Source organism: Cupriavidus sp. CER-90, assembly GCF_057652055.1.
Genome location: NZ_JBYGYM010000002.1, coordinates 1845583 through 1872191 on the forward strand (window position 1 = coordinate 1845583; position 26609 = coordinate 1872191).

Consider the following 26609-nt stretch of genomic DNA (forward strand, 5'->3'; position numbering starts at 1 on the left):
TTCCGCCAGATTGAAAAACCCCCGTTCGTGAGAGCGGGGGTTTTTTGTTGCGATCGCCGATCAGGCCGGCATGGGTTTCGCAGGTTTGGGGCCTGCCAGGGCCAGCACGATACCCAGGGCGACACCGAGCAATGCCGCAAACAGGATCTGGGAATCGGGGGGCAGCAGGAAGGTCAGCCCATGGGCGGGAATCCAGAAGAACGGAATGGTCTTCTTGAACACGAAGCCCCACTGCGTCTGCCAGTCGAGCGCCTTCAGGTGTTCCGCGACGGCAATCGGCCGGTACAGCGACCGCAACGAGCCCTGATGGCGGACGATATGCATGTCCGTGACCTTATGGGCGGTCATCATGACCGGAGAGAAGGTCAGGTTCAGCAAGGTACTGATAATCAAGGCGCCCAGCAGTTTGAGCATCGTGAAACCGCCCGCCATGGCCGCGACGATGCCGTCGATGCCCAGGTATTCCGCAAAATAGGGCGAGCCGACGGCAAAGACCTTGAACGCCATGCTGATGAACAGGCCGAGAATCCCCCAGACGACCATTCTCGGCAGGATGCCGAACCCCTTCCTGAAATAATGCCCGGTGCGTATGCGCTGCCCGATGACCTCGCCCAACGTCGCCAGCACGCCGAACTTGATAAATGCCATGACCATGCCGTGCTGCCCGTTGAAGGTCTTGTAGGCATCGAGCCATGCCGGAAACACCGCGAACGGCAGAAGTATCAGGCAGAGCAGCGCGACCAGCGCCAGATCCTGTGTTTTCATGGGATAACCTCGAATCCAGCCTGAATTGGGCTTACTTCAGGTATCGCTCGGTCAGCGCGCACCAGTATGCGGCGGCAGGGACCAGGCATTTGTCGTTGAAGTCATAACCGGAGTTATGCACCATGCAATAGCCCGGCTCGTCGCCGCCGCCGATCAGCATGTAGCTGCCATTCGGATTGGCTTCCAGCATGAACGCAAAATCCTCGCTGCCGGGCAGCTGAGGCGCGTCGGTATGGACCTTGTTCCTGCCAAACAGGTCCTGCGCGACCTCGGCGGCGAACTCGGTGGCCTGGTCGTCATTGACCAGCACCGGGCTGCCGTTCACATGAAAGACTTCGGCAGTCGCGCCAAAACTCTGCGCCTGCAGCTGCGCGACGTCGCCGATCCGCTTGAGCAGCAGGGTGCGGATGGACGGATTCAACGACCGGACGCTCAGTTTCATAAGGGCCTTGGCGTTGATGATGTTTGGCGCCTCTCCGGACTGGATGCTGCCGATGGTGATAACCGCCGCCTCGAACGGCGACACATTACGCGAGACAATGGTTTGCAGCGCGGTGCCGATATGGCAGGCAACCAGCGTGGCATCGACCGTTTTCTCCGGAATCGCACCATGCCCGCCGACCCCGGTAATCTCGATATGCAAGGTGTCGGACGATGCCATGAATGCGCCCTTCCTGAAATAGAATTCGCATTCCTTGAATCCCGGCATGTTGTGCATGGCGAAAATCGCATCGCAGGGAAACTGTTCGAACAATCCGTCATGCACCATGACTTTGCCGCCATAAAGCAATTCCTCGGCCGGCTGGAATATCAGATGCAGCGTGCCGTCGAAATTCCGGGTCTTTGCCAGATATTCCGCCGCACATAACAGAATCGCGGTATGTCCGTCGTGGCCGCAGCCGTGGAATTTGCCGGGAACGGTGCTGCTCCATTCCTTTTGGCTGTTTTCGGTCATCGGCAAGGCGTCCATATCGGCGCGGATGCCCAGGCGCCTGCTGCCATGGCCCACCTTCAGCGTGCCGACTACGCCGGTCCGGGCCAAGCCGCGATGGACCGCGTAGCCCCAGCCTTTTAGCATTTCTGCTACGAGATCGCTGGTCCCGGTTTCCTCGAATCCGATTTCCGGGTGTTGGTGGATCTGACGCCGAATTCGGATAAATCTGTCTTTGCTTTCGGAAATGGCTTCCAGAATGCGCTGGTACATGATGTTTCTCCTTTGAACAATGCAAAGGGTCGTGATGTACGCCCGAGGCCATTCTATGAGCCGGACAGCATGATCAAATTGCCCGGCGTCATGGTTTTGCCGACAGCGGGCCCGATGCGCGGGCCGGCACCGGTACATCAAAATCGCGGGGAAATATCAGGATTTGCGATGACCGTCGCATCTGCCCGATTGGCGCAACGATGCGGGATTATCGTGAAGGGCTCGACTGAAGCGTTTTGGGGCTGTTGGTCTTCAGCGGTGACGCGCCAGCAATGCCTGCACGGCATCCTTCAGCGGCGAATCCTCGAGGGTGCGCGCCAGCGCGTCCATGCTCTGCATGCCGGCTTGCGACAGATTCTGCGTGCGCGGCTTGCGCTCGACCGGCTCGGTGTCCCAGTCGCCGCGTCCCACCTCGGGTTGTACCCGTACCCGGATTGCAGTAACCTGCGAGCCTCGTTGTTGCAACCGGGAAAGCAATGTGGGCACCACTTGCCTGACCCGTGCGGCGGCCGCGCCATGGGCGGCCAGCAACAGCAGCGTCTGCTCCGCCTGCGGGCCGCGGTTGTCGGTCTTGATGCCGCCCACCGCAATGCCGCTGCGCAAGGCCGGTGGCAGCAACGCAAAGACTTCCGCTTCCAGTGACGCCAGTTGCCGCGCGGTCTGCATCAGCGCGGAAACCGGGCCGGACTTGGCCAGCCAATCATTGAGAGGCTTGGCGTTCGGGGTCTGGTGAGCGTGGTGGGTGAACAAGCGCATGCAAGCATTCTAGCGCGCAATCCTTGCCCGTCCGAGAGCCGGGATGCGATGCCTGCCAGCGCGCCGGTGCCTTGATGGCGCCGTCCTTGAAATTGGGGAACGGTCATGCAGATCATCGTGCTGCATCCGCGCGAGCCGCGGGTGTTTCGCTTCCAGTTGACGCGGGCGCGTGTCGTGCTCTTCGGCCTGGCGCTGTGCGCGCTGGTGGCGGCGGCGGCGTCGGGTTTGACCTGGCTGGTTGCCCGTCACGCGTCGGCGCCGGAAATCACCCGCCAGGCGCGGGACAATGCCTACTTGCGCGAGAACCTGGCCGTGATGGCCACGCGGCTGGGCGAATTGCAGGCCCAGATGGTGCGCCTGGACGCGCTCGGCGAGCGCGTGTCCGGCCTGGCCGGCATCTCTCCCCAGGATTTCGATTTCCGCCATCGGCCGGCGCGCGGCGGCCCGGCCCACCCCGCACAGTCCAGCGACCTGACGATGCCCGAGCTCAGCGACGAACTGGCGCGGCTGGGCCGCCAGGCCGACCATCGCGTCGACTATTTCGACGTGATCGAGACCGCGCTGATGGATCGCCAGTTGCGTGAGCGCCGCCAGCCCAGCGTGCTGCCGGTGGCGTCGGGCTACGATGGATCGAGCTTCGGCACGCGCATCGATCCCTTTAGCGGCCGCCGCTCGCAGCACGATGGCGTGGATTTCGTCGCGCCGGCCGGCACGCCGGTCGTGGCCGCCGCTGGCGGGGTGGTGGTGGCCGCCGAATGGCACCACGAGTACGGCAACATGATCGATATCGACCATGGCAACGGCCTCAAGACCCGCTACGCCCACGCGTCGAAAGTGCTGGTCAAGGCCGGCGACCTGGTCCGGCCGGGCCAGCCGATCGCCCGGGTGGGCAGCACGGGCCGCTCCACAGGGGCGCACCTGCATTTCGAGGTCCATGTGAACGGCGTGCCACGCAACCCGGGCGGCTTCCTGACCGCCGCGGTGCCGGCGCCGGCGCAGCTCCCCCTGGCGGCCGCCCCTGCGCCGGCCGACCGGCGCGCCATCCGATGACGACCCCGGCCGCCATCGGGCCCGATGGCCGGAACATTGAAGCCGCCGCGTCTGTCCCAACCTGCTGCACGGGCCGCCGGTCAATGGGGCCGGGCTGTTGCACCTGTACAGAAACTGTGCTGGTGACAGGTCCGGTCAGGACATCGGCACATGATAAACTCGGCGTTTTGCGCCAATCTACCCATTCCTCGCGCGGATTTGGCGGGTCTCGTACCGGTCTGCCGCGCAGGTGAAAGCACTCGATGATCACGGGCCTTCTCAAGAAAGTCTTCGGCAGCCGCAATGAGCGGCTGATCAAACAATATCGCCGCACGGTCACGCAGATCAACGCGCTCGAGCCGAAGTTCGAGGTGCTTTCGGACGACGAACTGCGTGGCATGACCGAGACGTTCCGCCAGCGCCATGCCGGCGGCGAATCGCTCGAATCCCTGCTGCCCGAAGCCTTTGCCGTGTGCCGCGAAGCCAGCAAGCGCGTCATGAAGATGCGCCACTTCGACGTGCAGATGATTGGCGGCATGGTGCTGAACGACAACAAGATCGCCGAAATGCGAACCGGCGAAGGCAAGACGCTGACCGCCACGCTGCCCGTGTACCTGAACGCGCTGACCGGCAAGGGTGTGCACGTGGTGACGGTGAACGACTACCTGGCCCAGCGTGACGCCGAGTGGATGGGGCGCCTGTACAACTTCCTGGGGCTGTCGGTGGGTGTGAACCTGTCGCAGATGCCGCACGACCAGAAGCAGGTGGCCTACAACGCCGACATCACGTACGGCACGAACAACGAGTTCGGCTTCGACTACCTGCGCGACAACATGGTCTACGACCCGTCGCAGCGCGTGCAGCGCCCGCTGCACTACGCGATCGTCGACGAAGTGGACTCGATCCTGATCGATGAGGCGCGTACGCCGCTGATCATCTCGGGCCAGGCCGAGAACCAGACCGACCTCTACCAGCGCATGAACGGCATTCCGAAGCTGCTCGAGCGCCAGATCGGCGAGGAAAAGGCCGATGGCACGGGCGTCGAGAAGCCCGGTGACTACTACGTGGACGAGAAGGGCCACCAGGTCTACCTGACCGAGGCCGGCCACGAGAAGGCCGAACAGATCCTGGCCGCGCAAGGGCTGATCGGCGAGGGCGAATCGCTCTACGCGCCGCAGAACATCACGCTGATGCACCACCTGTACGCCGCCCTGCGTGCGCAAAGCCTGTTCCATCGCGACCAGCATTACGTGGTGCAGAACGACGAAGTGGTGATCGTCGACGAATTCACGGGCCGCCTGATGACGGGCCGCCGCTGGTCCGACGGCCTGCACCAGGCCGTGGAGGCCAAGGAAGGCGTGACGATCCAGCAGGAAAACCAGACGCTGGCCACCATCACGTTCCAGAACTACTTCCGCATGTACGAGAAGCTGGCCGGCATGACCGGCACGGCCGATACCGAAGCGTACGAATTCCAGGAAATCTACGGCCTGGAAGTGGTGGTGATCCCGACCAACCGCCAGGCCCAGCGCAAGGACCTGCAGGACCAGATCTACAAGACGTCGAAGGAACGCTACGACGCCGTGGTGCGCGATATCCGCGACTGCTACGAGCGTGGCCAGCCGGTGCTGGTGGGCACGACGTCGATCGAGACGTCCGAGTACCTGTCGGACCTCCTGAACAAGGAAAAGCTGCCGCACCAGGTGCTGAACGCCAAGCAGCACGAGCGCGAAGCCGAGATCGTGGCGCAGGCCGGCCGGCCGAAGATGATCACGATCGCCACGAACATGGCCGGCCGCGGTACCGACATCGTGCTGGGCGGCAACGTCGAGAAGCAATCGGGCTTCATCCAGGCCGACCCGAACCTGTCGGATGCCGAGAAGGCCGCCAGGATCGCGCAGCTCGAAGGGGAATGGCAGTCGCTGCACGAGCAGGTCAAGGCATCGGGCGGCCTGCATATCGTGGGCACCGAGCGCCATGAGTCGCGCCGGATCGACAACCAGCTGCGGGGCCGTGCCGGCCGCCAGGGCGACCCGGGTTCGTCGCGCTTCTACCTGTCGCTGGACGACCAGCTGCTGCGCATCTTCGCCGGCGACCGCGTGCGCGCGATCATGGAACGCCTGAAGATGCCCGAGGGCGAGCCGATCGAGGCCGGCATCGTCACGCGTTCGATCGAATCGGCGCAGCGCAAGGTGGAAGGCCGCAACTTCGACATCCGCAAGCAGCTGCTGCAGTACGACGACGTTGCCAACGACCAGCGCAAGGAAATCTACAAGCTCCGTAACGACGTGCTGGAAGCCAAGGACGTCGGCGACATGGTGGCCAACCTGCGCGAAAGCGTGATTGTGGAAATGTTCCGCGACTACGTGCCCGCCGAAAGCATGGAAGAGCAGTGGGATATCGCCGGGCTGGAGCAGCGTCTGCGTGACGACTGGAGCCTGGACGTGCCGCTGGCCAAGACCATCGAGGGCGCCCAGAGCATCGAGGACGAGGAGCTGCTGAACCTGATCCTGAAGACCGCGCGCGAGACTTACGACGCCAAGGTGGAACAGGTTGGCCGCGATTCGTTCGCGGGCTTCGAGCGGTCGGTCATGCTGCAGAGCATCGACACGCACTGGCGCGAGCACCTGGCCGCGCTGGATCACCTGCGCCAGGGTATTCACCTGCGCGGCTATGCGCAGAAGGACCCGAAGCAGGAATACAAGCGCGAGTCGTTCGAACTGTTCGCCCGCCTGCTGGACGTCATCAAGAACGAAGTCACGCGCGTGGTGTTCAACGTGCAGATCCAGTCGCCGGAGCAGCTGGAGCAGGCATCCGAGGAAATCGAGGAAGGCCTGTCGCACCTGGCCAACGTGCAGTACAAGCACGACGAATTCGCCGACGGCGGCGAGCCGGTGGAAGAGGCGTCGCCGCGCAGCAGCACGGCCGCCGCCGCGATGGCCGCGATGGGCGGCGACGTGGCGCTGGCCGGCATGCCCAAGGTTGGCCGCAACGACCCCTGCCCGTGCGGATCGGGCAAGAAGTTCAAGCAGTGCCACGGCAAGCTGAGCTGAAGCCGGCCCGCCACTGCCGGTGACGCGCCCCGAGCGGCGCGTCATCGACCGAATCCCTGGACATGCCCGCTTGAGCCGCCCGCTCAAGCGGGCATGTTCATCAGGTGCATCACACAATTTGCAGCAAAGGAAACGAACATGCCCGTGAACTTGCCCCTGCCGCAGGCAGACAACCTGAAATCCGTCGCTGGCGTCGAACTCGGCTGGGCCGAGGGCGGTATCCGCAAGGCCAATCGCAAGGACGTGCTGGTGGTCAAGGTGGCCGAAGGCAGCACGGTGGCGGGCGTCTTTACCCAGAACCGCTTCTGCGCCGCGCCGGTGCAGCTCTGCCGCGAGCATCTGGCCGCGGGCGCCGGCATCCGCGCGCTGGTGGTCAACACGGGCAATGCCAACGCCGGCACCGGCGAACCGGGCCTGGCCGCCGCGCGCGCCACCTGCGACGCGCTGGCCAGGCAGCTGGGCATCGCCGCCAACCAGGTGCTGCCGTTCTCGACCGGCGTGATTCTGGAGCCGCTGCCTGTGGATCGCCTGACCGCCGCGCTGCCCACGGCCATCGCCAACGCGCGCGCCGACAACTGGCTGGCCGCCGCCGAATCGATCATGACCACCGACACGCAGCCCAAGGCCGCGTCGCGCACGGTGCAGATCGACGGCAAGACCGTGACCCTGTCGGGCATCAGCAAGGGCGCTGGCATGATCCGTCCCAACATGGCGACGATGCTTGGCTTTATTGCGATGGACGCCGCCGTGGCCCAGCCGGTGCTGCAGACGCTGGTGTCGCATGCGGCCGATCACTCGTTCAACAGCATCACGATCGATGGCGATACGTCGACCAATGACTCGTTCGTGCTGATTGCCTCGGGCAAGTCGGGCGCCAGCGTGACCGCCGCCGAAGGCCCGGCGTTTGACGCGCTGCGCGACGCGGTGACGTCGCTGGCCCAGGAACTGGCCCAGATGATCGTGCGCGATGGCGAAGGCGCCACCAAGCTGATGACGATTCGCGTGGAAGGCGGCAAGGATGTGGCCGAATGCCGCCAGATCGCCTATGCCGTGGCCCATTCGCCGCTGGTCAAGACCGCTTTCTATGCGTCGGACCCCAACCTGGGCCGTATCCTGGCCGCCGTCGGCTATGCCGGTGTGAACGATCTCGATGTGAACCGCGTCAACCTGTGGCTCGACGACGTCTGGGTAGCACGCGATGGCGGCCGCAATCCCGACTATCGCGAGGAAGACGGCCAGCGCGTGATGAAGCAGGCCGAAATCACGGTGCGTATCGCGCTGGGCCGTGGCAATGCCGACGCCACGGTGTGGACCTGCGATCTGTCGCACGACTACGTGTCGATCAACGCCGATTACCGTTCGTAAGTCGTAGAACCTTCAAATTCTCGACTTTCGCCCGTCGCCTTTCGTATTCCGTCATTCGTCTGAGAAGAAGCGCCCCATGTCCGACCTTGCTGCCCGCCTCGACAACTTCCTCGCCCGCCTTGAACAATGGCTGCCGCCCGAACTGACCGAGGCGGACTGGAAGGAGGCGGTGGCATTCCGCTGGCGCAAGCGGCAGAGCCTGTTCGGCAACATCGGCTATCTGCAGGCTATCCGCCAGCTGCCGCCGATCCACCTGAACGACCTGAAGAACATCGATCGCCAGAAGGACGCGATCGTGGCCAACTCGCGCCAGTTCGTGAAGGGACTGCCGGCCAACAACGTGCTGCTGACCGGCGCACGCGGCACGGGCAAGTCGTCGCTGATCAAGGCCATCCTGAATGAATTCGTGAAGGATGGGCTGCGCCTGGTGGAAGTGGACAAGGACGACCTGGGCGACCTGGGCGACATCGTCGAAAGGCTGGCTTCGCGGCCGGAACGCTTCGTGATTTTCTGCGACGACCTGTCGTTCGAAGACGGCGAGTCGGGCTACAAGTCGCTGAAGTCGGCGCTCGACGGTTCGGTGGCCGCGCAGTCGGACAACGTGCTGATCTATGCCACGTCGAACCGCCGCCATCTGCTGCCCGAGTACATGAAGGACAACGAGACGTACCAGCACACGTCCGATGGCGAGATCCATCCGGGCGAGGTGGTGGAAGAGAAGATCTCGCTGTCCGAGCGTTTCGGCCTGTGGCTGTCGTTCTACCCGCCGAAGCAGGACGAGTACCTGGCGATCGTCGGGCACTGGCTGTCGCACTTCGGCTGCACGCCGGCCGATATCGAGGCGGCGCGCGGCGATGCGCTGATCTGGGCACTGGAGCGCGGCTCGCGTTCGGGCCGGGTGGCCTGGCAATTTGCGCGCGACTGGGGCGGCAAGCATGGCCAGCCGTTCGTGGCGGACAAGGAATAACCGGGCATGACGGCGCAGGTGGAAACCGTGACGACGGCCGACGGCCAGACCCGCAAGGTCACGGAGGTGGCCGTGGGCGTGATGATCCAGCCCGATGGCCGCTTCCTGCTGGCACAGCGCCCGGCGGGCAAGCCGTACGAGGGCTACTGGGAATTTCCGGGCGGCAAGCTGGAACCGGGCGAAACGGTGGAAGACGCGCTGGCGCGCGAACTGCACGAGGAACTGGGGCTCGACATCGTGCGCAGCGAACGCTGGCACACGCTCGAACATGATTACCCGCACGCCTATGTGCGGCTGTATTTCTGCAAGATCACCGACTGGCGCGGCGAGCCGGTCGGCAGGGAGGGCCAGGCATTTTCCTGGCAGGCGGTACCCGTGGACGTGGGGCCGCTGCTACCCGCGACCATCCCGGTCGTCGAATGGCTGGCGGAGGAATCCCGCGCCAGCTGAACGCAGGCAAGGCATGCCCGGCGACAAGCTAGGCATTTCCGTTAGAGACGGGAGGGACTACGGGAGCGTGCTACCTGCAATCCCTTCTGCCGCCAAGCGGGCGAGGGGAGCCAGCCCTGCGACGCGTCGTCAGTCTTCCTCGTCCGCCGGCAGGTCTGGCGATGGCGATTCGTCCGGCTTGCCGCCGATGACATACTTCTCGGACGCCCAGGCGCCCAGGTCGATCTGCTTGCAGCGATCGGAGCAGAACGGGCGGAACTTGTTTTCCGGCACCCAGGCGACATCCTTGCCGCAGGTGGGACACTTGACGACGGCTGGCATCGCGAACTTCAGAAATTACAGAGTTTGAGCAGGAAGGGGATATCCGCGTCCACCGAGCGCGGCCGCATGTCGCCGTCCTGCTGGGTAAAGCGGACCCAGAGCATGTACTTGTTGGCGCTCATCTCGGGGATGAAGGCCAGCAGCGATTCGTCCAGGTACACCTGCATCAGCTGGTAGCTGCGGCCGGACAGCATCTGCTGATAGCTGCCGCCCGTGGCGATGACCTTGCCGCTCTGGCCGGACTCGCGCAGCAGGCGCAGCACGATGGTCGCGCCCATGCGCAGCGAGGCCAGCGGCCGGGCCCACTTGAGGATATCGGCCTGGCGGTCTTCGGCGGGACGGTGTTGCCAGGCGTAGTAGGCCGGCAGGTCGAATTCGCAGGTGCCGCCCGGGATGATGGCCCGGCTGCGGATGCTGGTGAGCCACTCGTTGTCGGTCAGCAGCTGGCCGGCCTTGCCAACGGTCTGGCTCAGTGCCGCAATGCCCTGTTCGACTTCGGTGATCACGCTGACCAGCGCGTCCTGATCGATCTGCGGATTGGCACGCAGCGGCGCCAGGGCCTGGCGCTGACGCTCCAGTTCCTTGATCAGGTCGGTCTTGAGATCGGCACGGCCGGCCACGTCGATGATCTCGAAGATCGTGGTGATGGCAACGTGGTGCTGCAGCGGATGTTCCTGCCCGAGGAAATAATCCAGCCGATCGAACAGGTCTTCCAGGCGCAGGAGCGTCCTGATGCGTTCGTTGAAAGGATATTCGTACAGGATCAAGTCGGTATCCGTGCTGCGCGCCGAATGGCGGTTCGTAGGCGAGGGCGCCCGGCGGTGCTGCCGCCGGTTTCTCCGCGCACGCTGGTGGTCCAGCCGTGGCGCAGAGGCCGGGAGCCGTCACTCGGTGCTTTTTCCCCGGCATGTTTCAGCGCATTCTATGCGAGTCGGAGCCCAACCACAAATCGAAAGTTCCCCGGGCGGCGCAGACCGGACAGCCCAGGCGCCGTGCGAAACCCAACCGGGTGATCCTTGGGTCGTCTTATGCGCTTGCCGGGCGTGCCGACAGACGGCGATACAGCGCATCGAGCCGCGCCACTTGCGGCGCGAGTGCGTCGGGCGGGCCGTCGTTATCGATCACGTCGTCGGCCACGGCCAGGCGTGCCGCCCGGGTGGCCTGCTTGTGCATGATGGCCAGCACCTGGTCACGCGTGAACCCGTTCCGGCCCATGACCCGCGCCACCTGCGTCTCTTCCTGGCAATCGACCACCAGCACGCGCCCGACGCGCGCCCGCCACGTGCCCGATTCCACGAGCAGCGGCACCACGTAGATCAGATACGGATGCTGGCCGGCAGACCGGATGGCGGCCGCGCGCGCTTCGGTCAGCTGGCGGATCAGGGGGTGGGTGATGCCTTCGAGCCGGGCCTTGGCGGTGGGGTCGGAAAACACCAGCGCGCGCATGGCGTCGCGGTCCATCGCGCCGTCGGACCGCAGGCAGCGCGGGCCGAAGGCTTCCACCAGCGGTGCGATGGCCGCGCCGCCGGGCGCGGTGATCTCGTGGGCAAGCAGATCGGTATCGATCAACGCGGCACCGCGCTCGGCAAACATGTCCGCGACGCGGGTCTTGCCGGAGCCGATACCGCCGGTAAGGCCGATTTCCAGCATGGGGGCGGGCAGGGGAGTCATTGGGGAATGGTGCCCACGATACCAGTTTTGCACTGCCGGGATTGCGATGCGGGCGGGTCTGGCGACGCTAGTGGCCCGCGATCAGCTCCAGCGGCAGCACGTCCGGGCCCAGGAACAGCACGATCAGGCCGGCCCCGGCGATATACGGGCCGTACGGAAACGCCGTGTCGCGGCCCTTGCGCTGGACCACCAGCATCAGCCCGCCGATGATCGCGCCGACAATCGACGACATCAGAATCAGCGCAGGCAGTGCCTGCCAGCCAAACCATGCGCCCAGCGCGCCCATGAGCTTGAAGTCGCCATGGCCCATGCCGGCCTGGCCGCGCACCAGCGTGAACAGCAGGTTGACCGTCCACAGCACCAGATACCCGGCGGCGGCACCGATCACGGCATCGGCCAGCGGCGCAAACCATCCTTGCAGGTTCAGCAGCAGCCCCAGCCAGAGCAGCGGCAGCGTGATCTGGTCAGGCAGCAACTGGGTATCGGCATCGATCAGGAACAGTGCCACCAGGGCCCAGATCATGACGATGGCGGCCAGGGCCTGGGCGGTCGGGCCGAAATGCCACATCGCCAGTGCGGTCAGGACCCCGCTCACCGCTTCCACCAGCGGGTAGCGGATGCTGATCGGCGCCTTGCACGACGAGCACTTGCCCCGCAGGAACAGGTAACTGACGATTGGCACGTTTTCCCACGCCGCGATCTGGTGCCCACAGTGCGGGCAGGCCGAGCGCGGCACCATGAGGTTGTAACGCCCGGGATGCGGCAGGGGCTCGCCGCGCAGTTCGGCAATGTAGTTGGCCTCTTCGTGATCCATCATCTTTGGCAGGCGATGGATCACGACATTGAGAAAACTGCCCACGAGCAGGCCCAGCAGACCGGCCACGACGATCAGGAAAGGCGCCGGCACCAGCGCCAGGGCATCCAGCGTGACGGCCCCGGCCGGTCCAAAAACTGCTTGCATGCGAGATACCTGTTGTTAAACCACCTGGCCAAGCTTGAAGATGGGCAGGTACATGGCCACCACCATGCCGCCGATCAGCACACCCAGGATCACGATGATCAGCGGCTCGATCAGGCTCGAAATGGCAGCCACGGCGTCGTCCACCTCACGCTCGTAGAATTCCGCCACCTTCAGCAGCATGTTGTCCAGCGCACCCGATTCCTCGCCGATCTGCGTCATCTGCAGCACCATGTTGTCGAACAGGTGCGTGGCCTGCATGGCGTTGGTCAGGCTGGTACCGATGCGCACGGCCTGCTCGATTTCACGCGTGGCATCGTAATACAGCCAGTTCCCGGCCGCACCGCCCACGGATTCCATCGACTCCACCAGCGGCGTGCCGGCCGCGAACATCGTGGCCAGCGTGCGGGTCCAGCGTGCGACCACGGCCTTGCGGAACAGGCTGCCGAAGATCGGCATCTTCAGCAGCATCTTGTCGTGCCACCGCTGGACTTTTTCCGATGTCTTGCGGGCGCGGAAGTAGGCGACGATCGACAGGATCGGCGCGCCGACGATCAGATACCAGTATTCGACGAAGAAATCGGACATGCCGATCACGACCTGCGTGGGCGCCGGCAGCGCCGCGCCGAAGCTGGAGAACACGCCCTTGAAGGCCGGGATCACGAACAGCATCAGCACCACGGTCACGGCAAAGGCCACCGACAGCACGGCGATCGGGTAGATCATCGCCGACTTGATCTGGCTCTTCAGCGCGATGCTCTTTTCCATGTACAGCGACAGGCGCTCGAGCAGCGCGTCGAGAATACCGCCCTGTTCACCGGCATCGATCAGGTTGCAGTACAGCGTGTCGAAGTACTTCGGCTGGCGCCGGAAGGCCTGTGCCATGCTGCTGCCGGACTCGATATCGAAGCGGATGTCGTTCAGCAGCTGGGTGAAGTTGGGATTGGCGTGGCCGCGCGCGATGATGTCGATCGATTGCAGCAGCGGAATGCCGGCCTTCAGCATGGTCGACAGCTGGCGCGTGAAGTACGCGATGTCCTTTTCGGTGATCTTCTTGCCGCGCGCCGCCTTGCGCTTCTTCATCTTGACGACGGTCAGGCCCTGCTTGCGCAGGGTGGTGGTGACCTCCGCCTGGCTCTCGGCCCGTTGCTCGCCCTTGAAGGACTTGCCCTTGCGGTCCTTGGCCTCCCACTCGAAGATGTATTGCGTGGGCGCCTTCCGCCCTGTCCTGGCCCGTGACGGCGCTGCCGTCCGGGCGCCCGCCGCTGGTGCGCGCGTCGCCATGATTTGACCCCCGAAGTATTGCTATTGCTATTGTTTTTGGACCTCCGCAACCCGATGCGGAGGCCCGTATGCGCGGCCGGCTCTGTCTTTCGTACTGTCCCCGGCCGCGCGCCTGGTCAGTACCGCCTTGTCCGTGACTAGCTGTTCGTGGTCGCCAGCACCTCTTCCAGCGACGTGATGCCCTGTTTCACCTTCTGCAGCCCGGCCTCGCGCAACGATAGCACGCCCTCTTTACGGGCCTGTTCGGCGATCTGCAACGCCGTGCCGTGCGACAGGATGATCTGCTGGATGGCTTCGGTGATGGGCATGACCTGGTAGATGCCGCAGCGCCCCTTGTAGCCGCTGCCGTTGCAGCGTTCGCAGCCCACCGGGTGGTACGACTTCCAGCTGCCGTCGATATCGGCTTGCGTGAAGCCGGCATCGAGCAGCACCTGCGGCGCCAGGTCGCCCGCGCGCTTGCACGAGCACAGGCGGCGCGCCAGGCGCTGCGCGGTGATCATCAGCACCGACGACGCGATGTTGAACGGGGCCACCCCCATGTTCATCAGGCGCGTCAGCGTGGTGGGCGCGTCGTTGGTGTGCAGCGTCGACAGCACCAGGTGGCCGGTCTGCGCGGCCTTGATCGAGATATCGGCGGTTTCCAGGTCGCGGATTTCGCCGACCATGATGATGTCCGGGTCCTGCCGCAGGAACGACTTGAGCGCGGCCGCGAAGGTCAGGCCGGCCTTGTCGTTGACGTTCACCTGGTTGACGCCGGGCAGCTGGATTTCCGCCGGGTCCTCCGCGGTGGAAATATTGATGTCGCCCTGGTTCAGCATGTTCAGGAACGTGTAGAGCGACACGGTCTTGCCGCTGCCGGTCGGGCCGGTGACCAGCACCATCCCGTACGGGCGCTTGATGACGTCGAGCAGCAGTTCCTTCTGCGCCGGCTCGTAGCCAAGCTGGTCGATGTCGAGCTTGTCGGTGGACGAATCGAGAATCCGCATCACGATCTTCTCGCCGAACAGGGTCGGCAGGGTCGATACCCGGAAGTCGATCGCCTTCTCGATGGTTTCCTTGCTGTCCTTGTCCTTGGGCACCGAGATCAGCAACTTCATCCGGCCGTCCTGCGGCACGCGCTTTTCGGAAATGTCCAGCCGCGACAGCACCTTGATGCGGGTGGCGATCTTGTCGCGGATGTCCAGCGGCGGGCGCGCAACTTCCTGCAGCACGCCGTCCACGCGGAAGCGGATGCGGTAGAAGAACTCGAACGGCTCGAAATGCAGGTCCGATGCGCCGCGATTGAACGCTTCGTTCAGCAGCTTCTGCAGGAAGCGCACCACCGGGGCGTCGTCGATGTCGTTGCCCGGCCCCTTGCGCGCGGCAGCCGCGGCCGACGGGTCGTACTCGATCATCTTCTGCGCGGTTGGCGTCACCGGCGAGATGTTCTTGAGCGTGCCGAGCGTTTCACCGGCGGCCTGCACATGCTTCATGAGCTTGTCGTGCTCGACCACGACCGTTTCGACCGTCAGGTTCATTTTCTGACGGATGGCCTCCACGCCGGCCTGGTTGGCCGGGTCGGACGTCGCCACGATCAGCCGGTTCTCGCGCCGGCCCAGCGGCAGCAGGCGGTGGGCGTGGAATTCGCGGTTGCCGGCCAGTACCGATGGCACGCGGTCCAGGCTGTATTGCGACAGGTCCAGCAGCGGCAGCCGGTATTTGTCGGCAGCGAAGATCGCCACGTCGTGGGCGGACATCGTGCCGCTGCCGATGATCTCGTCGATCAGCTGCGTTTTCTTTTCCCGTGCCGATTGCTCCAGCTGGGCGAGCAGCGCCGGAGCGATCCGCCGGCTCTGGGCAAGCGCAAGACCTAGTGTCATGGTCGAAAGTCGATGCAAGGTGCGCAGGCTGCCGAAGGCTGGGCGGAAAACGGCGGACGGCGCGGTTGACAGCGTCGGGACGGCGGGCGCGGGTCCCAGGATCGGGGCAGTTTGCCGCCGGGGTCACTTTTTGTAAAGCTGGCGCGCGTGCGCGTTGGCGTTTGCGCGACACGGCTGCAACCCTACTTGCGCGGGGGGCGGAAAGAGGGGTGGCGCGGTCCGGCGGAAATAGGGGGAAAGCGGGGGAGGGGCGGGAGACAAAAACAAAAAAGCCGCACATCGCTGTGCGGCTTTCTGCTGATACCTTGATGTCCGGCAATGCCCTGCATCACCTTGCATCGAAATCTGGTCGGGGTGAGAGGATTCGAACCTCCGGCCTCTACGTCCCGAACGTAGCGCTCTACCAGGCTAAGCTACACCCCGATTTCTGTTGCCCGCTGACAGTGTGTCGTCAGCAGCAAAGAACAAAATTCTAGCGGCGTTTCCCGGAGTTGGCAAGCACCATCTCAAGAAAAAGTATCGCCCGCCGTCAGCTCTGCCGCTGCAGCGAGAACGCGCACAGCTCGATCAGCGTGTTCTTGAGCGGCGAGTCCGGAAACTGCATGGCGGCCCGCTCGGCGGCTTCGGCCTCGTGGCGCGCGGCCGCGAACGTGACTTCAAGCGCGCCGCTGGCGTGGATGGCCGAGAAGACGGCGTCGAAGTGCTCGGTGCCGCCTTGCACGATGGCGTCGCGCGCCAGTTCGCGCTGCTCGGCGGTGCCATGCTCCAGCAGGTGCAGCAGTGGCAGCGTGGGCTTGCCTTCGCGCAGATCGTCGCCGGCGTTCTTGCCCATCTGCTCGGCGCTGGCCGTGTAGTCGAGCATGTCGTCGATCAGCTGGAATGCCGTGCCGATGCGCCGGCCGTACTCGGCGGCCGCCTCTTCCATGGCGGCGTCCGCGCCGGCCAGTACCGCGCCCAGTTGCGCCGAAGCCTCGAACAGCTTGGCCGTCTTGTACCGGATCACCTGCAGGTAGCGTTCCACGGTGACATCGGGGTCGTGCATGTTCAGCAACTGCAGCACCTCGCCCTCGGCGATCACATTGGTGGCGTTGGAGAGAATCTCCATGATGCGCATGCTGCCGGCGTCGACCATCATCTGGAACGCGCGCGAGTAGAGGAAATCGCCGACCAGCACGCTGGCGGCATTGCCGAACACGGCGTTGGCGGTCTGGCGGCCCCGGCGCAGTTCGGATTCGTCCACCACGTCGTCATGCAGCAGCGTGGCGGTGTGGATGAACTCCACCACCGCGGCCAGTTCGTGATGGCGATGGCCCTCGTAGCCGAACGCGCGCGCCGACAGCAGCAGGATGACCGGGCGCAGGCGCTTGCCGCCCGCGCTGATGATGTATTCGCCAATCTGTTCGACCAGCGGGACTTCCGACGACAGGCGTCGGCGGATCACGGCGTCAACGGCGCGCATGTCGGCAGCGACCGGGGCAAGCAAGGCAGTGGCGGAAGACTGGGACAAGATGAGATCACCGTTTCGCAAAACCGGAGGATTATATGCGATGCCGATGTGACTATGGCTGTCGCTGGCGCGGGATGGAAGGGAATGTCAGGCGCGGCGGCGCAAGGGTGTCTGCGGCGGCGCTGGCGCCCCTATAATGCCGCCATGGACAAGCCCCATGCATCCCGCCGGCATGTCCGCCGCACCGCCTGGTGGGTGGCGTTCGCTGCCCTGGCCGGGTTTCTGCTGGCCGACCTGACCTGATCCTGCGCGCAACGCCGGAAGTGCGCCGCCCGCCTCAACCGGCGTCCGGCCGGCTATCCCGTTGTTTTCTTTGCGCTTTTCCGTAAACCGGATTATAATTTGCGGTTCCTTCGGTCGCGTTTCATGCGCGCACCGTCTGCGGCGCACGAAACGGCGCCGGCGCCGGGCCTCCCGGGGCAGCATTCATCGTTTCAATCAACATCGAGAGGTTCGACAATGTACGCGGTCGTAAAAACCGGCGGCAAGCAATACAAGGTTGCTGCTGGCGAAAAACTGAAAGTAGAACAGATACCGGCTGACATTGGCGCAGAAATCACGCTGGACCAGGTGCTCGCAGTGGGCGCTGGCGACCAAATCAAGTTTGGTACGCCGCTGGTGAGCGGGGCTTCCGTCAAGGCTACCGTTATCGCCCAAGGTCGTCACGACAAGGTGAAGATCTTCAAGATGCGCCGTCGCAAGCACTACCAGAAGCGCCAGGGCCATCGTCAGAATTACACCGAACTGCGCATCGAAGCCATCGTTGCCTGAGCCACGGCTCGGAAACAGGTTTCCTCGCAATAGGTCAACAGGAGTTAAGACATGGCACAGAAAAAAGGCGGCGGCTCTACGCGGAACGGACGTGATTCGGAATCGAAGCGTCTGGGCGTGAAGGTGTACGGTGGTCAGGCCATCAACGCCGGCGGCATCATCGTTCGTCAACGCGGCACGCGCGTGCACGCTGGCGACAACGTGGGTGTCGGCAAGGACCACACGCTGTTTGCACTGGTCGACGGCCACGTGCAGTTTGCAGTCAAGGGCGCTGCCAAGAAGCAGCAAGTCAGCGTCGTTCCGGCGGCCTGATAACAGCCTTTGCAGCACGAAAGGCCCCGCAAGCATGCGGGGCTTTTTTATTTTTGACGCGCCGGCAAAACGTTTCTGGCGTCGTTGCGCGGCCTTGCCGTAACATTTGTATTATCTGCGGCCACGCGCCCTGGCCCGAACCGCTTCGCTCCGTTTGCTGGCGTTTCGCGGGTGCAAGCCGGATCCTCATCGGAAAACCAACATGAAGTTCATTGACGAAGCCCGTATCGAAGCGATCGCCGGCAATGGCGGCAACGGAAGTGCTTCGTTCCGGCGCGAGAAATTTGTGCCCTTCGGTGGCCCCGATGGCGGCGACGGCGGCCGTGGCGGCAGCGTGTTCGCGCAGGCCGACCGCAATATCAATACGCTGATCGACTTCCGCTACGCCAAGAAGCACGTGGCCCGCAACGGCGAGAACGGCCGCGGCTCCGACTGCTATGGCGCCGCCGGCGAAGACGTCACGCTGCGCATGCCGGTGGGGACGCTGATCACCGACATGGATACCGGCGAGGTCATCGCCGACCTGACCGAGCACGGCCAGCGCGTCTGCCTGGCCGAAGGGGGCATGGGCGGCTGGGGCAACCTGCACTTCAAGTCCAGTACCAACCGCGCGCCGCGCCAGCAGGTCGACGGCAAGCCGGGCGAGCGCCGCATGCTCAAGCTGGAACTGAAGGTGCTGGCCGACGTGGGCCTGCTGGGCATGCCCAACGCGGGCAAGTCCACCTTCATCTCGCACGTGTCGAACGCCCGTCCGAAGGTGGCGGACTACCCGTTCACGACGCTGCATCCGAACCTTGGCGTGGTCCGCGTGGACCATGAGCAGTCGTTCGTGGTGGCGGATATCCCCGGCCTGATCGAAGGCGCCGCCGAGGGTGCCGGCCTGGGCCACCAGTTCCTGCGCCACCTGCAGCGCACCGGGCTGCTGCTGCATATCGTCGATATCGCGCCGTTCGACGAGAATGTCGATCCCGTTGCCGAGGCCAGGGCCATCGTCAACGAACTGAAGAAGTACGACGAGACGCTGTACAACAAGCCGCGCTGGCTGGTGCTGAACAAGCTCGACGTGGTGCCCGAGGAAGAGCGCGCCACACGGGTGAAGGACTTCATCAAGTGTTACAAGTGGAAGGGCCCGGTGTTCCATATCTCGGCGCTGACCGGCGAGGGCTGCCGCGAGCTGGTCTACGCGATCAAGGACCATCTGGCCGCGCTCAAGGCCGAAGAGGCCGCCGCGCTGGCCGAGCCCGACATCCGGCTGGACGACCGCCTGCACAACGTCGACCGGGGCGACCAGCCGGCGTAAGCTGTCACACCTCAACACAACCACCACGGCTCGGAGACAGGGAACTCGTCATGCAATCGGTCATCGCCCAGGCAAAGCGTATCGTCGTCAAAGTGGGTTCGAGCCTGGTCACCAACGACGGCAAGGGGCTGGATCACGACGCCATTGCGCGCTGGGCCGCCCAGATCGCCAAGCTGCGCGGGACGGGCAAGGAAGTGGTGCTGGTCAGTTCCGGGGCCATTGCCGAAGGCATGCAGCGGCTGGGCTGGATCCGCCGGCCGAAGGAAATCCATGAACTGCAGGCCGCCGCCGCGGTGGGCCAGATGGGCCTGGCCCAGGTCTACGAGAGCCAGTTCGGCCGGTATGGCATCCGCACGGCGCAGGTATTGCTGACCCACGCCGACCTGGCCGACCGCGAACGCTATCTCAATGCGCGCTCCACGCTGCTGACGCTCCTGAGCCTGGGCGTGGTACCGATCATCAACGAGAACGACACCGTGGTCACCGACGAAATCAAGTTCGGCGATAACGACACGCTGGGCGCGCTGGTCACGAACCTGATCGAAGGCGATGCGCTGGTGATCCTGACCGACCAGCGTGGCCTGTACACGGCCGACCCGCGCAAGGACCCGGATGCCGAGTTCGTCCACGAGGCGCTGGCCGGCACGCCGGAGCTGGAAGCCATGGCGGGCGGCGCGGGCACGTCCATCGGGCGCGGCGGCATGCTGACCAAGATCTTGGCGGCCAAGCGGGCCGCCAAGTCGGGCGCGCACACCACGATTGCATCGGGCCGCGAGCAGGACGTGCTGGGCCGCCTGGCGGCAGGCGAAGCCATCGGCACGCAGCTGCTGGCGCCCACGGGCCGGCTGACGGCGCGCAAGCAATGGATGGCCGATCATCTGCAGCTGCGCGGCCGCGTGGTCATCGATGCCGGCGCCGTCGAAAAGCTGACGGGCGGCGGCAAGTCGCTGCTGCCGATCGGCGTGACCGAGGTGCAGGGCGAGTTCGCGCGCGGCGAAGTGGTGGCCTGTGTCGACAGCAGCGGCCGCGAGGTGGCGCGCGGCATCACCAACTATTCAAGCGCCGAGGCGAGGTTGATCGCCCGCAAGCCGTCGTCGGAAATCGAGTCGGTACTGGGGCATCTGAACGAGCCCGAGCTGATCCATCGCGACAACCTCGTGCTGGTCTGACGCGCGTCCGGCGCAGGCCGGATCGGGCCGGTGCCCATGAAAAAAGGCGAGTCCCGTCGGGTACTCGCCTTTTTTTGTGCCGAAGGGCCGCTCAGCGGCTGGGCGCGTAGGCCTTCAGGTCGCGGATCATTTGCTCCGGCTTGCCGGCCACCGTGCGGCCTTCGCAGAAGTAGTCAGTGGCCAGCGTGGCCGCATAGGCGTTGCGGGAGCGGGTCTGCATGCGGATCCACAGGTCGCGGTCCTCGCCCAGGTTCGGCACCCAGGCCGTGGCGCCCTTGGGCAGCGTGGCGTAGATGCGGCGCTCGAACGCATCGCAGCGCATGCCTTCATAGCTGACATTGCGGCCGCCGCCGGCGCTTGTGATGACCACCGTATAGCGCACCACGCGGTCCGGGCCGACCGAGATCGACTTCGGATCGACCATGAAGCGGAAGTCCGACGAATCGTTGACCTTGAACGGGATCAGGTCCGCATCCTGGGGCAGGGCCGGCAGCGCCGTCTGGACTTCCTTGAACGGCCGGTCCTCGAACGGGTTGATGAAGCCGCTGTCGGACGCCGGCTGTTCTTCCTCGGGCATGCCCTTGCTGGTGGTCTTGCAGCCGGCAAGCGCCAGGCAGGCTGCCGCCAGCAACAGGCCGGAGCGAAGACTCCGGCCGCTGAAACTAGTCATCCATGACTCCGTTTGTTGGTCGCCGGCTGGTCCGGCGAAAGAGAGGTTTCGGGCACGATGGCCGCCGCGTCCATGGCAGCCGTCTCATCGACGGCATGGGCGGGCTGGCCGTTGCCGGCCGTGGCCGCCTGCAAGGCCGCTGGCGCGGTCTCGGGCTGCCGGGGCGCACGCGCGCCCTCGCCGTGCCGGCCGTGTCCCATATGGTGATGCCCATAGGGGCTCAGCGGCACGCGTCCACGGTTCAGGAACCGCGACAGCTCGGTCAGCGCCAGCTGGTAGACATCGCGCTTGAATTCGATCACGGCGTCGAGCGGTACCCAGTACTCGCTCCAGCGCCAGGCATCGAATTCCGGATGGTCGCTCGCGCGCAGGTGGATGTCGCAATCGCGACACACCATGCGCAGCAGAAACCAGATCTGCTTCTGGCCCTTGTAGTGGCCGCGGATCTCGCGGCGAATGAACTTGTCCGGCACCTCATAACGCAGCCAGTCGCGCGTGCGACCGACGATCCTGACGTGCTCCGGAAGCAGCCCGACTTCTTCTTGCAGCTCGCGGAACATGGCCTGTTCCGGCGTCTCGCCGTACTTGATGCCACCTTGCGGAAACTGCCAGGAGTGTTCGCCGATTCGCTTGCCCCAGAAAACCTCGTTACGTGCGTTGATGAGGATGATGCCGACGTTCGGGCGAAAGCCTTCACGATCGAGCATGACTGCACCTCGAATCCTTTAGAATTACGTCGATTATAAGGGATGCGCGCGCGTCGGCCCGACCCCGGGAATGCTGGTTTTCCCGAGCAGATGGGCAGTTTCAGGCGCGTCCCCCCGTGAACCGAAAGTCCTATGCTGCCGTCCGGCGGCGCGGCCGATATGGCCCGCCACGACCAGCCTTACGAGAAACCAACGGATGAAAGCCTCGCATTTCTTCATTTCCACCCTCAAGGAAGCCCCCGCCGACGCGGAAATCGTGTCGCACAAACTGATGATGCGGGCCGGCATGATCAAGAAGCTGGGCGCCGGGATCTACAGCTACATGCCGGTGGGCCTGCGCGTGATCCGCAAGGTGGAGAACATCGTTCGCGAGGAAATGAACCGCGCCGGCGCCGTGGAACTGCTGATGCCGGTGGTCCAGCCGGCCGAGCTGTGGCAGGAAACCGGCCGCTGGGACAAGATGGGCCCCGAGCTGCTGCGCCTGAAAGACCGCCACGAGCGTGACTTCGCCATGCAGCCGACGTCGGAAGAGGTCGTCACCGACATCGCCCGGGGCGAAATCCGCAGCTACAAGCAGCTGCCGGTGAACTTCTATCAGATTCAGACCAAGTTCCGCGACGAGCGCCGTCCGCGCTTCGGCATCATGCGCGGCCGCGAATTCACGATGAAGGACGCCTATTCGTTCGACCGTGACGTCGAGGGCCTGAAGGTCTCGTACCAGAAGATGTACGACGCCTACCAGCGCATTTTCACGCGTTTCGGCCTGGAGTTCCGCGCCGTGGCGGCCGATAACGGCGCCATCGGGGGCTCCGGCTCGCACGAATTCCACGTGATCGCCGACACCGGCGAAGACGCCATCGTCTACTGCCCCACGTCGGATTACGCCGCCAACATGGAAGCCGCCGAGGCGCTGCCGCTCACGGCACAGCGCGCCGCGCCGGCCGAGGCCCTGGCCAAAACGTCCACGCCGGGCAAGGCCAAGTGCGAGCACGTGGCCGAATTCCTGGGCATGCCGCTGGACCGCACGGTCAAGTCCATCGTGCTGGCCACCGATGGCGATGCCGGCGCGCAGATCTGGCTGCTGCTGATCCGTGGCGACCACGAACTGAACGAGGTCAAGGCGTCGAAGGTGCCGGGCCTGGCCGAATTCCGATTTGCCACCGAGACCGAGATTGTCGATGCGTTCGGCTCGCCCCCGGGCTACCTGGGCCCGATCGGCACGAAGAAGCCCGTCAAGGTGGTGGCTGACCGCACCGTGGCCAACATGGCCGATTTCTGCTGCGGCGCCAACGAGCGTGACTACCACTACACCGGCGTGAACTGGGGCCGCGACCTGCCCGAGCCGGTGGTGGCGGACCTGCGCAACGTGGTGGCCGGCGACGCGTCGCCGGACGGCAAGGGCACGCTGGAAATCTGCCGCGGCATCGAGGTGGGCCACGTGTTCATGCTGGGCACCCGCTATTCGGCGTCGATGAATGCCGTGTTCCTGGACGAAACCGGCAAGAACCAGCCGATGCAGATGGGCTGCTATGGCATTGGCGTCACCCGGATTCTGGGCGCGGCCATCGAGCAGAACTATGACGAGCGCGGCATCATCTGGCCGGCGTCGATTGCCCCGTTCGCGGTGGTGGTGTGCCCGGTCGGCTACGACCGCAACGAAGCCGTGAAGGCCGAGGCCGACCGTATCCATGCCGAACTGCTGGCGGCCGGCGTGGACGTGATCCTGGACGACCGTGGCGAGCGCCCGGGCGTGATGTTTGCCGACTGGGAACTGATCGGCGTGCCGCATCGCGTGGTGGTCGGCGACCGTGGCCTCAAGGAAGGCAAGGTCGAGTACCAGGGCCGCCGCGACGCGCAGGCGACCCCGGTAGCCGTGACCGACGTGGTGGCGCACGTGCGCCACCTGCTGGCCAGCTAAGCGACGGTCGACGTCATGCGCGCCGCTGGCCTGCCGATGTCCCGCCGCTGGGCTGCCGCCCTGGCCGGCGGCGTGTTATGTGCCGCATTGTCCACGGCAGCCCAGGCCGGCGCACAGAAGGAAGAGGCGCTGGCCGATTCCGTGCGGGGCGCGCTGGCGGCGGCCATTGCCGATAACCGGCCGGTGCGGCCGACGTTCGCGTCGGGCGGCGAGAAGCTCGGCTATCTGAAATGGCTGGGCGAGATGTCGCGCCGGCTGGAGTCGAAGCTGCCCGACCCGCAGACGCGCGTCGAACTGATCGAGACCGTCTATTACGAGGCCAAGCGCGCCGGGCTGGAGCCGTCGCTGGTGCTGGGCCTGGTGCAGGTGGAAAGCGGCTTCCGCAAGTACGCCATCAGTTCGGCCGATGCGCGCGGGCTGATGCAGGTGATGCCGTTCTGGGTACGCTCGATCGGTGACGGCGACACCCGCAAGCTGTTCCACCTGCAAAGCAACCTGCGTTACGGGTGCACCATCCTGCGCCACTATCTGGATCGCGAGAACGGCGACCTGTTCCTGGCGCTGGGCCGGTACAACGGCAGCCGCGGCCGTCCCGAGTATCCGAATGCGGTGCTGGGGGCCTGGAAACGCTGGCAGTATTCCGAGGCCACGGTCACGATTGCTGGCGACCCGGACGGCGCGGCCCCGGCGGCCACGGCGCCGGCACGCCGCACGCTGCCGCCCGAATCGCCCGCGCGCAACCCGTTCTCGCCCCAGCGGCTGGCCAATCCGTCATGACACGTGAGTCCCGCGCAGGGTATAGCGCCACGTCTCCCGAGCTCGAACTATGGCTGGCACGCCATATCGAACAGGGCTTCGATGCCGAATCGCTGGTGCTGTCGATGCTGCGGTCCGGCTACGACGCCACGTTTGCCCGCGATACCGTCAATGGCGCACTGGGCCATCGCCCGCGCGCCAGGCAGGTGCCGGCGCCCGCGCCGGCGGTGACGCGCGCGGCGGCGCTGCCTGCGGGGGCCGCGGCCACGGCGGCAACCACGGCTGCAGAGGTGGCGGCGCAAGCGGCGGCAGAAGCGGCCATGCCGGCCGCCGGCCGCAACGCGTTCCGCCACGAAGGGCGCGAGGTGCCTATCCTGTTCGCGCTGGAGGCGCCGCGCATCCTGCTGTTGCAGAATCTGCTCGATGGTACCGAGTGTGATGCGTTGATCACGCTGGCGCGCGACCGCCTGCAGCGTTCGCCCGTGGTCAATCCCGACACCGGCGACGAAAACCTGATCGACGCCCGCACCAGCATGGGGGCGATGTTCCAGGTGGGCGAGCATGCGCTGATCCAGCGGATCGAGGCGCGCATTGCCGCCATCACCGGCCTGCCGGTCGAGCATGGCGAGGGCCTGCAAATCCTCAACTACAAGCCCGGCGGCGAGTATCAGCCGCATTTCGATTTCTTCAACCCGCAGCGCCCCGGCGAAGCGCGCCAGTTGCGGGTGGGCGGCCAGCGCGTGGCCACGCTGGTGATCTACCTGAACAGCCCGCCGGCCGGTGGCGCCACGGCGTTTCCGCGTCTTGGGCTGGAAGTGGCGCCGGTCAAGGGCAACGCGGTGTTGTTCCATTACAAGCAGCCCGACGGCACGCTCGACGACCGGACGCTGCACGCCGGCCTGCCCGTGGAATCGGGCGAGAAGTGGATCGCCACCAAATGGCTGCGCGAGCAACCGTATCGCAGCCGGGGCTGAGCCGCGTCTGGTTCGACCCGGCCCTGCCGGTGGTCGAAAGCCGGCGCGCCTGCGATAGCCGGGCCGCCTATCTGCCGCACACGCATTCCACGCTGTCGGTGGGCGCCGTCGATGGCGGTGCCAGTGTCTTCAGTCATGACCTGCGCGGTGCGCGCCACGACACCCGGCTGGCCCCGGGCGCAGTGGTGTGGGTGCCCGCCGGCTGCGTGCATGCCTGCAACCCGGTGCCCGACGGGCGCTGGAGCTACCAGATGATCCACGTCGATGCGGCATGGGCCGATGCGGTGCTCGACGAAGCGGGCCGGGCCCGGGTACGCCGGGTGCACGTCAGCGCCAATGCCGCGCCCTACGCACTGGTCTGCGCGCTGAACGCCACGCTGTTTTCGGAGGCCGACCTGGTGGAAAAGGAGGCCGCACTGGTGGCGTTCGTGGGAGACATGCAAGGCTGGCTCGGGCAGCCTCGCCTGCGGCACGGCGTGCCCGACGATGGCCCGCCAGCCGATGGTCGGCTCGATCGCGTCACGGCGCTGCTGCGCGACCGCCATGGCGACGCACTGCCGCTGGCCGAACTGGCCGCGGTGGCGGGCATGAGCCGCTACCAGTTGATCCGCCATTTCCGGGCCCGGTTCGGCATGACGCCGCATGCGTTCCAGATCGACATCCGCATTCAGCACGCGCGCCGGCTGCTGCGCCGTGGCGATGCGCCGGCCGACGTGGCCCAGCAGCTCGGGTTTGCCGACCAGAGCCACTTCCATCGCGCGTTTCGCCAGCGCGTGGCACTGACGCCGCGCGCGTATCAGCGGGCCGGCTAGCCGGCGAGCCGCCTTGCAGGCGGCCCGCAGT

25 protein-coding genes and 1 tRNA gene are annotated in these 26609 nt (G+C 65.4%); 13 read left to right on the forward strand and 13 right to left on the reverse strand.

Translation table 11 applies throughout. The annotated features are described in order from the left end of the window. Nucleotides 1-60: 60 nt before the first annotated feature. From AC24R4_RS19075 to AC24R4_RS19085, 3 genes are all read right to left on the reverse strand, one after another. On the reverse strand, nt 61-765 hold the full coding sequence (locus AC24R4_RS19075) for a hypothetical protein (protein ID WP_487523486.1): 705 nt from the start codon (nt 763-765) through the stop codon (nt 61-63). Between the two features lie 31 nt (nt 766-796). After that, a complete protein-coding gene (locus AC24R4_RS19080) occupies nt 797-1969 on the reverse strand; it encodes a M20 aminoacylase family protein (RefSeq protein ID WP_487523487.1) in 1173 nt (390 codons plus the stop codon). Nucleotides 1970-2221: 252 nt separating this feature from the next. Then, nucleotides 2222-2725 (reverse strand): DciA family protein, encoded by a 504-nt coding sequence (locus AC24R4_RS19085; RefSeq protein WP_400397169.1) that lies wholly within the window; start codon nt 2723-2725, stop codon nt 2222-2224. Between the two features lie 105 nt (nt 2726-2830). Between AC24R4_RS19085 and AC24R4_RS19090 the strand changes: the two genes are divergently transcribed. From AC24R4_RS19090 to mutT, 5 genes are all read left to right on the forward strand, one after another. Then, nucleotides 2831-3775 carry a M23 family metallopeptidase gene (locus AC24R4_RS19090; RefSeq protein ID WP_487523488.1) on the forward strand — a complete coding sequence of 315 codons (945 nt, stop codon included), beginning with the start codon at nt 2831-2833 and terminating at the stop codon, nt 3773-3775. A gap of 242 nt (nt 3776-4017) precedes the next feature. Beyond that, complete coding sequence (gene secA, locus AC24R4_RS19095) at nt 4018-6807, forward strand: preprotein translocase subunit SecA (RefSeq protein WP_400392302.1); 2790 nt, start codon at nt 4018-4020, stop codon at nt 6805-6807. A 138-nt stretch (nt 6808-6945) separates the two neighbouring features. Continuing rightward, nucleotides 6946-8172 (forward strand): bifunctional glutamate N-acetyltransferase/amino-acid acetyltransferase ArgJ, encoded by a 1227-nt coding sequence (gene argJ, locus AC24R4_RS19100; RefSeq protein WP_400392305.1) that lies wholly within the window; start codon nt 6946-6948, stop codon nt 8170-8172. A 76-nt stretch (nt 8173-8248) separates the two neighbouring features. After that, entirely contained in the window at nt 8249-9139 is an 891-nt protein-coding gene (locus AC24R4_RS19105) for an ATP-binding protein (RefSeq protein ID WP_400392307.1), read from the forward strand. A 6-nt stretch (nt 9140-9145) separates the two neighbouring features. Next, nucleotides 9146-9589 (forward strand): 8-oxo-dGTP diphosphatase MutT, encoded by a 444-nt coding sequence (mutT, locus tag AC24R4_RS19110; RefSeq protein WP_153947202.1) that lies wholly within the window; start codon nt 9146-9148, stop codon nt 9587-9589. 129 nt (nt 9590-9718) lie between these two features. Here mutT and AC24R4_RS19115 read toward each other — a convergent pair whose 3' ends face one another. The 8 genes from AC24R4_RS19115 to ispB all read right to left on the reverse strand — a co-directional run bounded on the left by AC24R4_RS19115 (nt 9719) and on the right by ispB (nt 17141). Next, complete coding sequence (locus tag AC24R4_RS19115) at nt 9719-9910, reverse strand: DNA gyrase inhibitor YacG (RefSeq protein ID WP_400392310.1); 192 nt, start codon at nt 9908-9910, stop codon at nt 9719-9721. Between the two features lie 8 nt (nt 9911-9918). Then, nucleotides 9919-10677, reverse strand: a complete 759-nt coding sequence (gene zapD / locus AC24R4_RS19120) for a cell division protein ZapD (protein WP_400392313.1) — start codon at nt 10675-10677, stop codon at nt 9919-9921. A gap of 259 nt (nt 10678-10936) precedes the next feature. After that, on the reverse strand, nt 10937-11560 hold the full coding sequence (gene coaE, locus AC24R4_RS19125) for a dephospho-CoA kinase (protein ID WP_400392331.1): 624 nt from the start codon (nt 11558-11560) through the stop codon (nt 10937-10939). Between the two features lie 88 nt (nt 11561-11648). After that, on the reverse strand, nt 11649-12542 hold the full coding sequence (locus tag AC24R4_RS19130; RefSeq protein ID WP_400392315.1) for a prepilin peptidase: 894 nt from the start codon (nt 12540-12542) through the stop codon (nt 11649-11651). A gap of 15 nt (nt 12543-12557) precedes the next feature. Continuing rightward, nucleotides 12558-13823, reverse strand: a complete 1266-nt coding sequence (locus tag AC24R4_RS19135; protein WP_153947206.1) for a type II secretion system F family protein — start codon at nt 13821-13823, stop codon at nt 12558-12560. Nucleotides 13824-13960: 137 nt separating this feature from the next. Beyond that, nucleotides 13961-15682 carry a type IV-A pilus assembly ATPase PilB gene (pilB, locus tag AC24R4_RS19140; RefSeq protein WP_400392318.1) on the reverse strand — a complete coding sequence of 574 codons (1722 nt, stop codon included), beginning with the start codon at nt 15680-15682 and terminating at the stop codon, nt 13961-13963. 346 nt (nt 15683-16028) lie between these two features. Next, a tRNA-Pro gene (locus AC24R4_RS19145) sits at nt 16029-16105 on the reverse strand. Nucleotides 16106-16211: 106 nt separating this feature from the next. Further along, nucleotides 16212-17141, reverse strand: coding sequence for an octaprenyl diphosphate synthase (gene ispB, locus AC24R4_RS19150; RefSeq protein ID WP_153947425.1), 930 nt, complete (start codon nt 17139-17141; stop codon nt 16212-16214). Nucleotides 17142-17648: 507 nt separating this feature from the next. On the opposite strand from ispB, the gene rplU reads away from it, so the two are divergent. The 4 genes from rplU (at nt 17649) to proB (ending at nt 20741) form a co-directional block, all read left to right on the forward strand. Further along, nucleotides 17649-17960, forward strand: a complete 312-nt coding sequence (gene rplU, locus AC24R4_RS19155) for a 50S ribosomal protein L21 (protein ID WP_008647259.1) — start codon at nt 17649-17651, stop codon at nt 17958-17960. Nucleotides 17961-18011: 51 nt separating this feature from the next. Beyond that, nucleotides 18012-18272, forward strand: a complete 261-nt coding sequence (gene rpmA / locus AC24R4_RS19160; RefSeq protein ID WP_066732378.1) for a 50S ribosomal protein L27 — start codon at nt 18012-18014, stop codon at nt 18270-18272. A gap of 202 nt (nt 18273-18474) precedes the next feature. Continuing rightward, a complete protein-coding gene (gene obgE, locus AC24R4_RS19165; RefSeq protein ID WP_400392322.1) occupies nt 18475-19572 on the forward strand; it encodes a GTPase ObgE in 1098 nt (365 codons plus the stop codon). 50 nt (nt 19573-19622) lie between these two features. Next, a complete protein-coding gene (proB, locus tag AC24R4_RS19170) occupies nt 19623-20741 on the forward strand; it encodes a glutamate 5-kinase (RefSeq protein WP_400392325.1) in 1119 nt (372 codons plus the stop codon). Nucleotides 20742-20832: 91 nt separating this feature from the next. Here proB and AC24R4_RS19175 read toward each other — a convergent pair whose 3' ends face one another. Together AC24R4_RS19175 and AC24R4_RS19180 are read right to left on the reverse strand one after the other, a co-directional pair. Further along, the gene (locus AC24R4_RS19175; protein ID WP_400392328.1) at nt 20833-21411 is read right to left on the reverse strand and encodes a CNP1-like family protein; all 579 of its coding nucleotides are present in this window, start codon (nt 21409-21411) and stop codon (nt 20833-20835) included. Continuing rightward, the gene (locus tag AC24R4_RS19180) at nt 21408-22118 is read right to left on the reverse strand and encodes an RNA pyrophosphohydrolase (RefSeq protein ID WP_487523489.1); all 711 of its coding nucleotides are present in this window, start codon (nt 22116-22118) and stop codon (nt 21408-21410) included. The genes AC24R4_RS19175 and AC24R4_RS19180 overlap by 4 nt, the downstream gene beginning before the upstream one ends. A gap of 196 nt (nt 22119-22314) precedes the next feature. On the opposite strand from AC24R4_RS19180, the gene AC24R4_RS19185 reads away from it, so the two are divergent. The 4 genes from AC24R4_RS19185 to AC24R4_RS19200 are packed head-to-tail and all read left to right on the forward strand — an operon-like array spanning nt 22315 to nt 26578. After that, entirely contained in the window at nt 22315-24036 is a 1722-nt protein-coding gene (locus tag AC24R4_RS19185; protein ID WP_400395393.1) for a proline--tRNA ligase, read from the forward strand. A gap of 15 nt (nt 24037-24051) precedes the next feature. Next, nucleotides 24052-24813 carry a lytic transglycosylase domain-containing protein gene (locus AC24R4_RS19190; RefSeq protein ID WP_400395391.1) on the forward strand — a complete coding sequence of 254 codons (762 nt, stop codon included), beginning with the start codon at nt 24052-24054 and terminating at the stop codon, nt 24811-24813. Then, nucleotides 24810-25766, forward strand: coding sequence for a 2OG-Fe(II) oxygenase (locus AC24R4_RS19195; RefSeq protein ID WP_400395389.1), 957 nt, complete (start codon nt 24810-24812; stop codon nt 25764-25766). Before AC24R4_RS19190 ends, AC24R4_RS19195 begins: the two co-directional genes overlap by 4 nt. Continuing rightward, complete coding sequence (locus AC24R4_RS19200) at nt 25730-26578, forward strand: helix-turn-helix transcriptional regulator (protein ID WP_487523490.1); 849 nt, start codon at nt 25730-25732, stop codon at nt 26576-26578. Before AC24R4_RS19195 ends, AC24R4_RS19200 begins: the two co-directional genes overlap by 37 nt. Nucleotides 26579-26609 lie beyond the last annotated feature (31 nt).

Excerpts from the sequence above, each read along its gene's own strand:
- AC24R4_RS19075 (WP_487523486.1), bottom strand. The coding sequence starts at position 765 with ATGAAAACACAGGATCTGGCGCTGGTCGCGCTGCTCTGCCTGATACTT.
- AC24R4_RS19080 (WP_487523487.1), bottom strand. The coding sequence starts at position 1,969 with ATGTACCAGCGCATTCTGGAAGCCATTTCCGAAAGCAAAGACAGATTT.
- AC24R4_RS19085 (WP_400397169.1), bottom strand. The coding sequence starts at position 2,725 with ATGCGCTTGTTCACCCACCACGCTCACCAGACCCCGAACGCCAAGCCT.
- AC24R4_RS19090 (WP_487523488.1), top strand. The coding sequence starts at position 2,831 with ATGCAGATCATCGTGCTGCATCCGCGCGAGCCGCGGGTGTTTCGCTTC.
- secA (WP_400392302.1), top strand. The coding sequence starts at position 4,018 with ATGATCACGGGCCTTCTCAAGAAAGTCTTCGGCAGCCGCAATGAGCGG.
- argJ (WP_400392305.1), top strand. The coding sequence starts at position 6,946 with ATGCCCGTGAACTTGCCCCTGCCGCAGGCAGACAACCTGAAATCCGTC.
- AC24R4_RS19105 (WP_400392307.1), top strand. The coding sequence starts at position 8,249 with ATGTCCGACCTTGCTGCCCGCCTCGACAACTTCCTCGCCCGCCTTGAA.
- mutT (WP_153947202.1), top strand. The coding sequence starts at position 9,146 with ATGACGGCGCAGGTGGAAACCGTGACGACGGCCGACGGCCAGACCCGC.
- AC24R4_RS19115 (WP_400392310.1), bottom strand. The coding sequence starts at position 9,910 with ATGCCAGCCGTCGTCAAGTGTCCCACCTGCGGCAAGGATGTCGCCTGG.
- coaE (WP_400392331.1), bottom strand. The coding sequence starts at position 11,560 with ATGCTGGAAATCGGCCTTACCGGCGGTATCGGCTCCGGCAAGACCCGC.
- AC24R4_RS19130 (WP_400392315.1), bottom strand. The coding sequence starts at position 12,542 with ATGCAAGCAGTTTTTGGACCGGCCGGGGCCGTCACGCTGGATGCCCTG.
- AC24R4_RS19135 (WP_153947206.1), bottom strand. The coding sequence starts at position 13,823 with ATGGCGACGCGCGCACCAGCGGCGGGCGCCCGGACGGCAGCGCCGTCA.
- pilB (WP_400392318.1), bottom strand. The coding sequence starts at position 15,682 with ATGACACTAGGTCTTGCGCTTGCCCAGAGCCGGCGGATCGCTCCGGCG.
- ispB (WP_153947425.1), bottom strand. The coding sequence starts at position 17,141 with ATGCGCGCCGTTGACGCCGTGATCCGCCGACGCCTGTCGTCGGAAGTC.
- rplU (WP_008647259.1), top strand. The coding sequence starts at position 17,649 with ATGTACGCGGTCGTAAAAACCGGCGGCAAGCAATACAAGGTTGCTGCT.
- rpmA (WP_066732378.1), top strand. The coding sequence starts at position 18,012 with ATGGCACAGAAAAAAGGCGGCGGCTCTACGCGGAACGGACGTGATTCG.
- obgE (WP_400392322.1), top strand. The coding sequence starts at position 18,475 with ATGAAGTTCATTGACGAAGCCCGTATCGAAGCGATCGCCGGCAATGGC.
- proB (WP_400392325.1), top strand. The coding sequence starts at position 19,623 with ATGCAATCGGTCATCGCCCAGGCAAAGCGTATCGTCGTCAAAGTGGGT.
- AC24R4_RS19175 (WP_400392328.1), bottom strand. The coding sequence starts at position 21,411 with ATGACTAGTTTCAGCGGCCGGAGTCTTCGCTCCGGCCTGTTGCTGGCG.
- AC24R4_RS19180 (WP_487523489.1), bottom strand. The coding sequence starts at position 22,118 with ATGCTCGATCGTGAAGGCTTTCGCCCGAACGTCGGCATCATCCTCATC.
- AC24R4_RS19185 (WP_400395393.1), top strand. The coding sequence starts at position 22,315 with ATGAAAGCCTCGCATTTCTTCATTTCCACCCTCAAGGAAGCCCCCGCC.
- AC24R4_RS19190 (WP_400395391.1), top strand. The coding sequence starts at position 24,052 with ATGCGCGCCGCTGGCCTGCCGATGTCCCGCCGCTGGGCTGCCGCCCTG.
- AC24R4_RS19195 (WP_400395389.1), top strand. The coding sequence starts at position 24,810 with ATGACACGTGAGTCCCGCGCAGGGTATAGCGCCACGTCTCCCGAGCTC.
- AC24R4_RS19200 (WP_487523490.1), top strand. The coding sequence starts at position 25,730 with ATGGCTGCGCGAGCAACCGTATCGCAGCCGGGGCTGAGCCGCGTCTGG.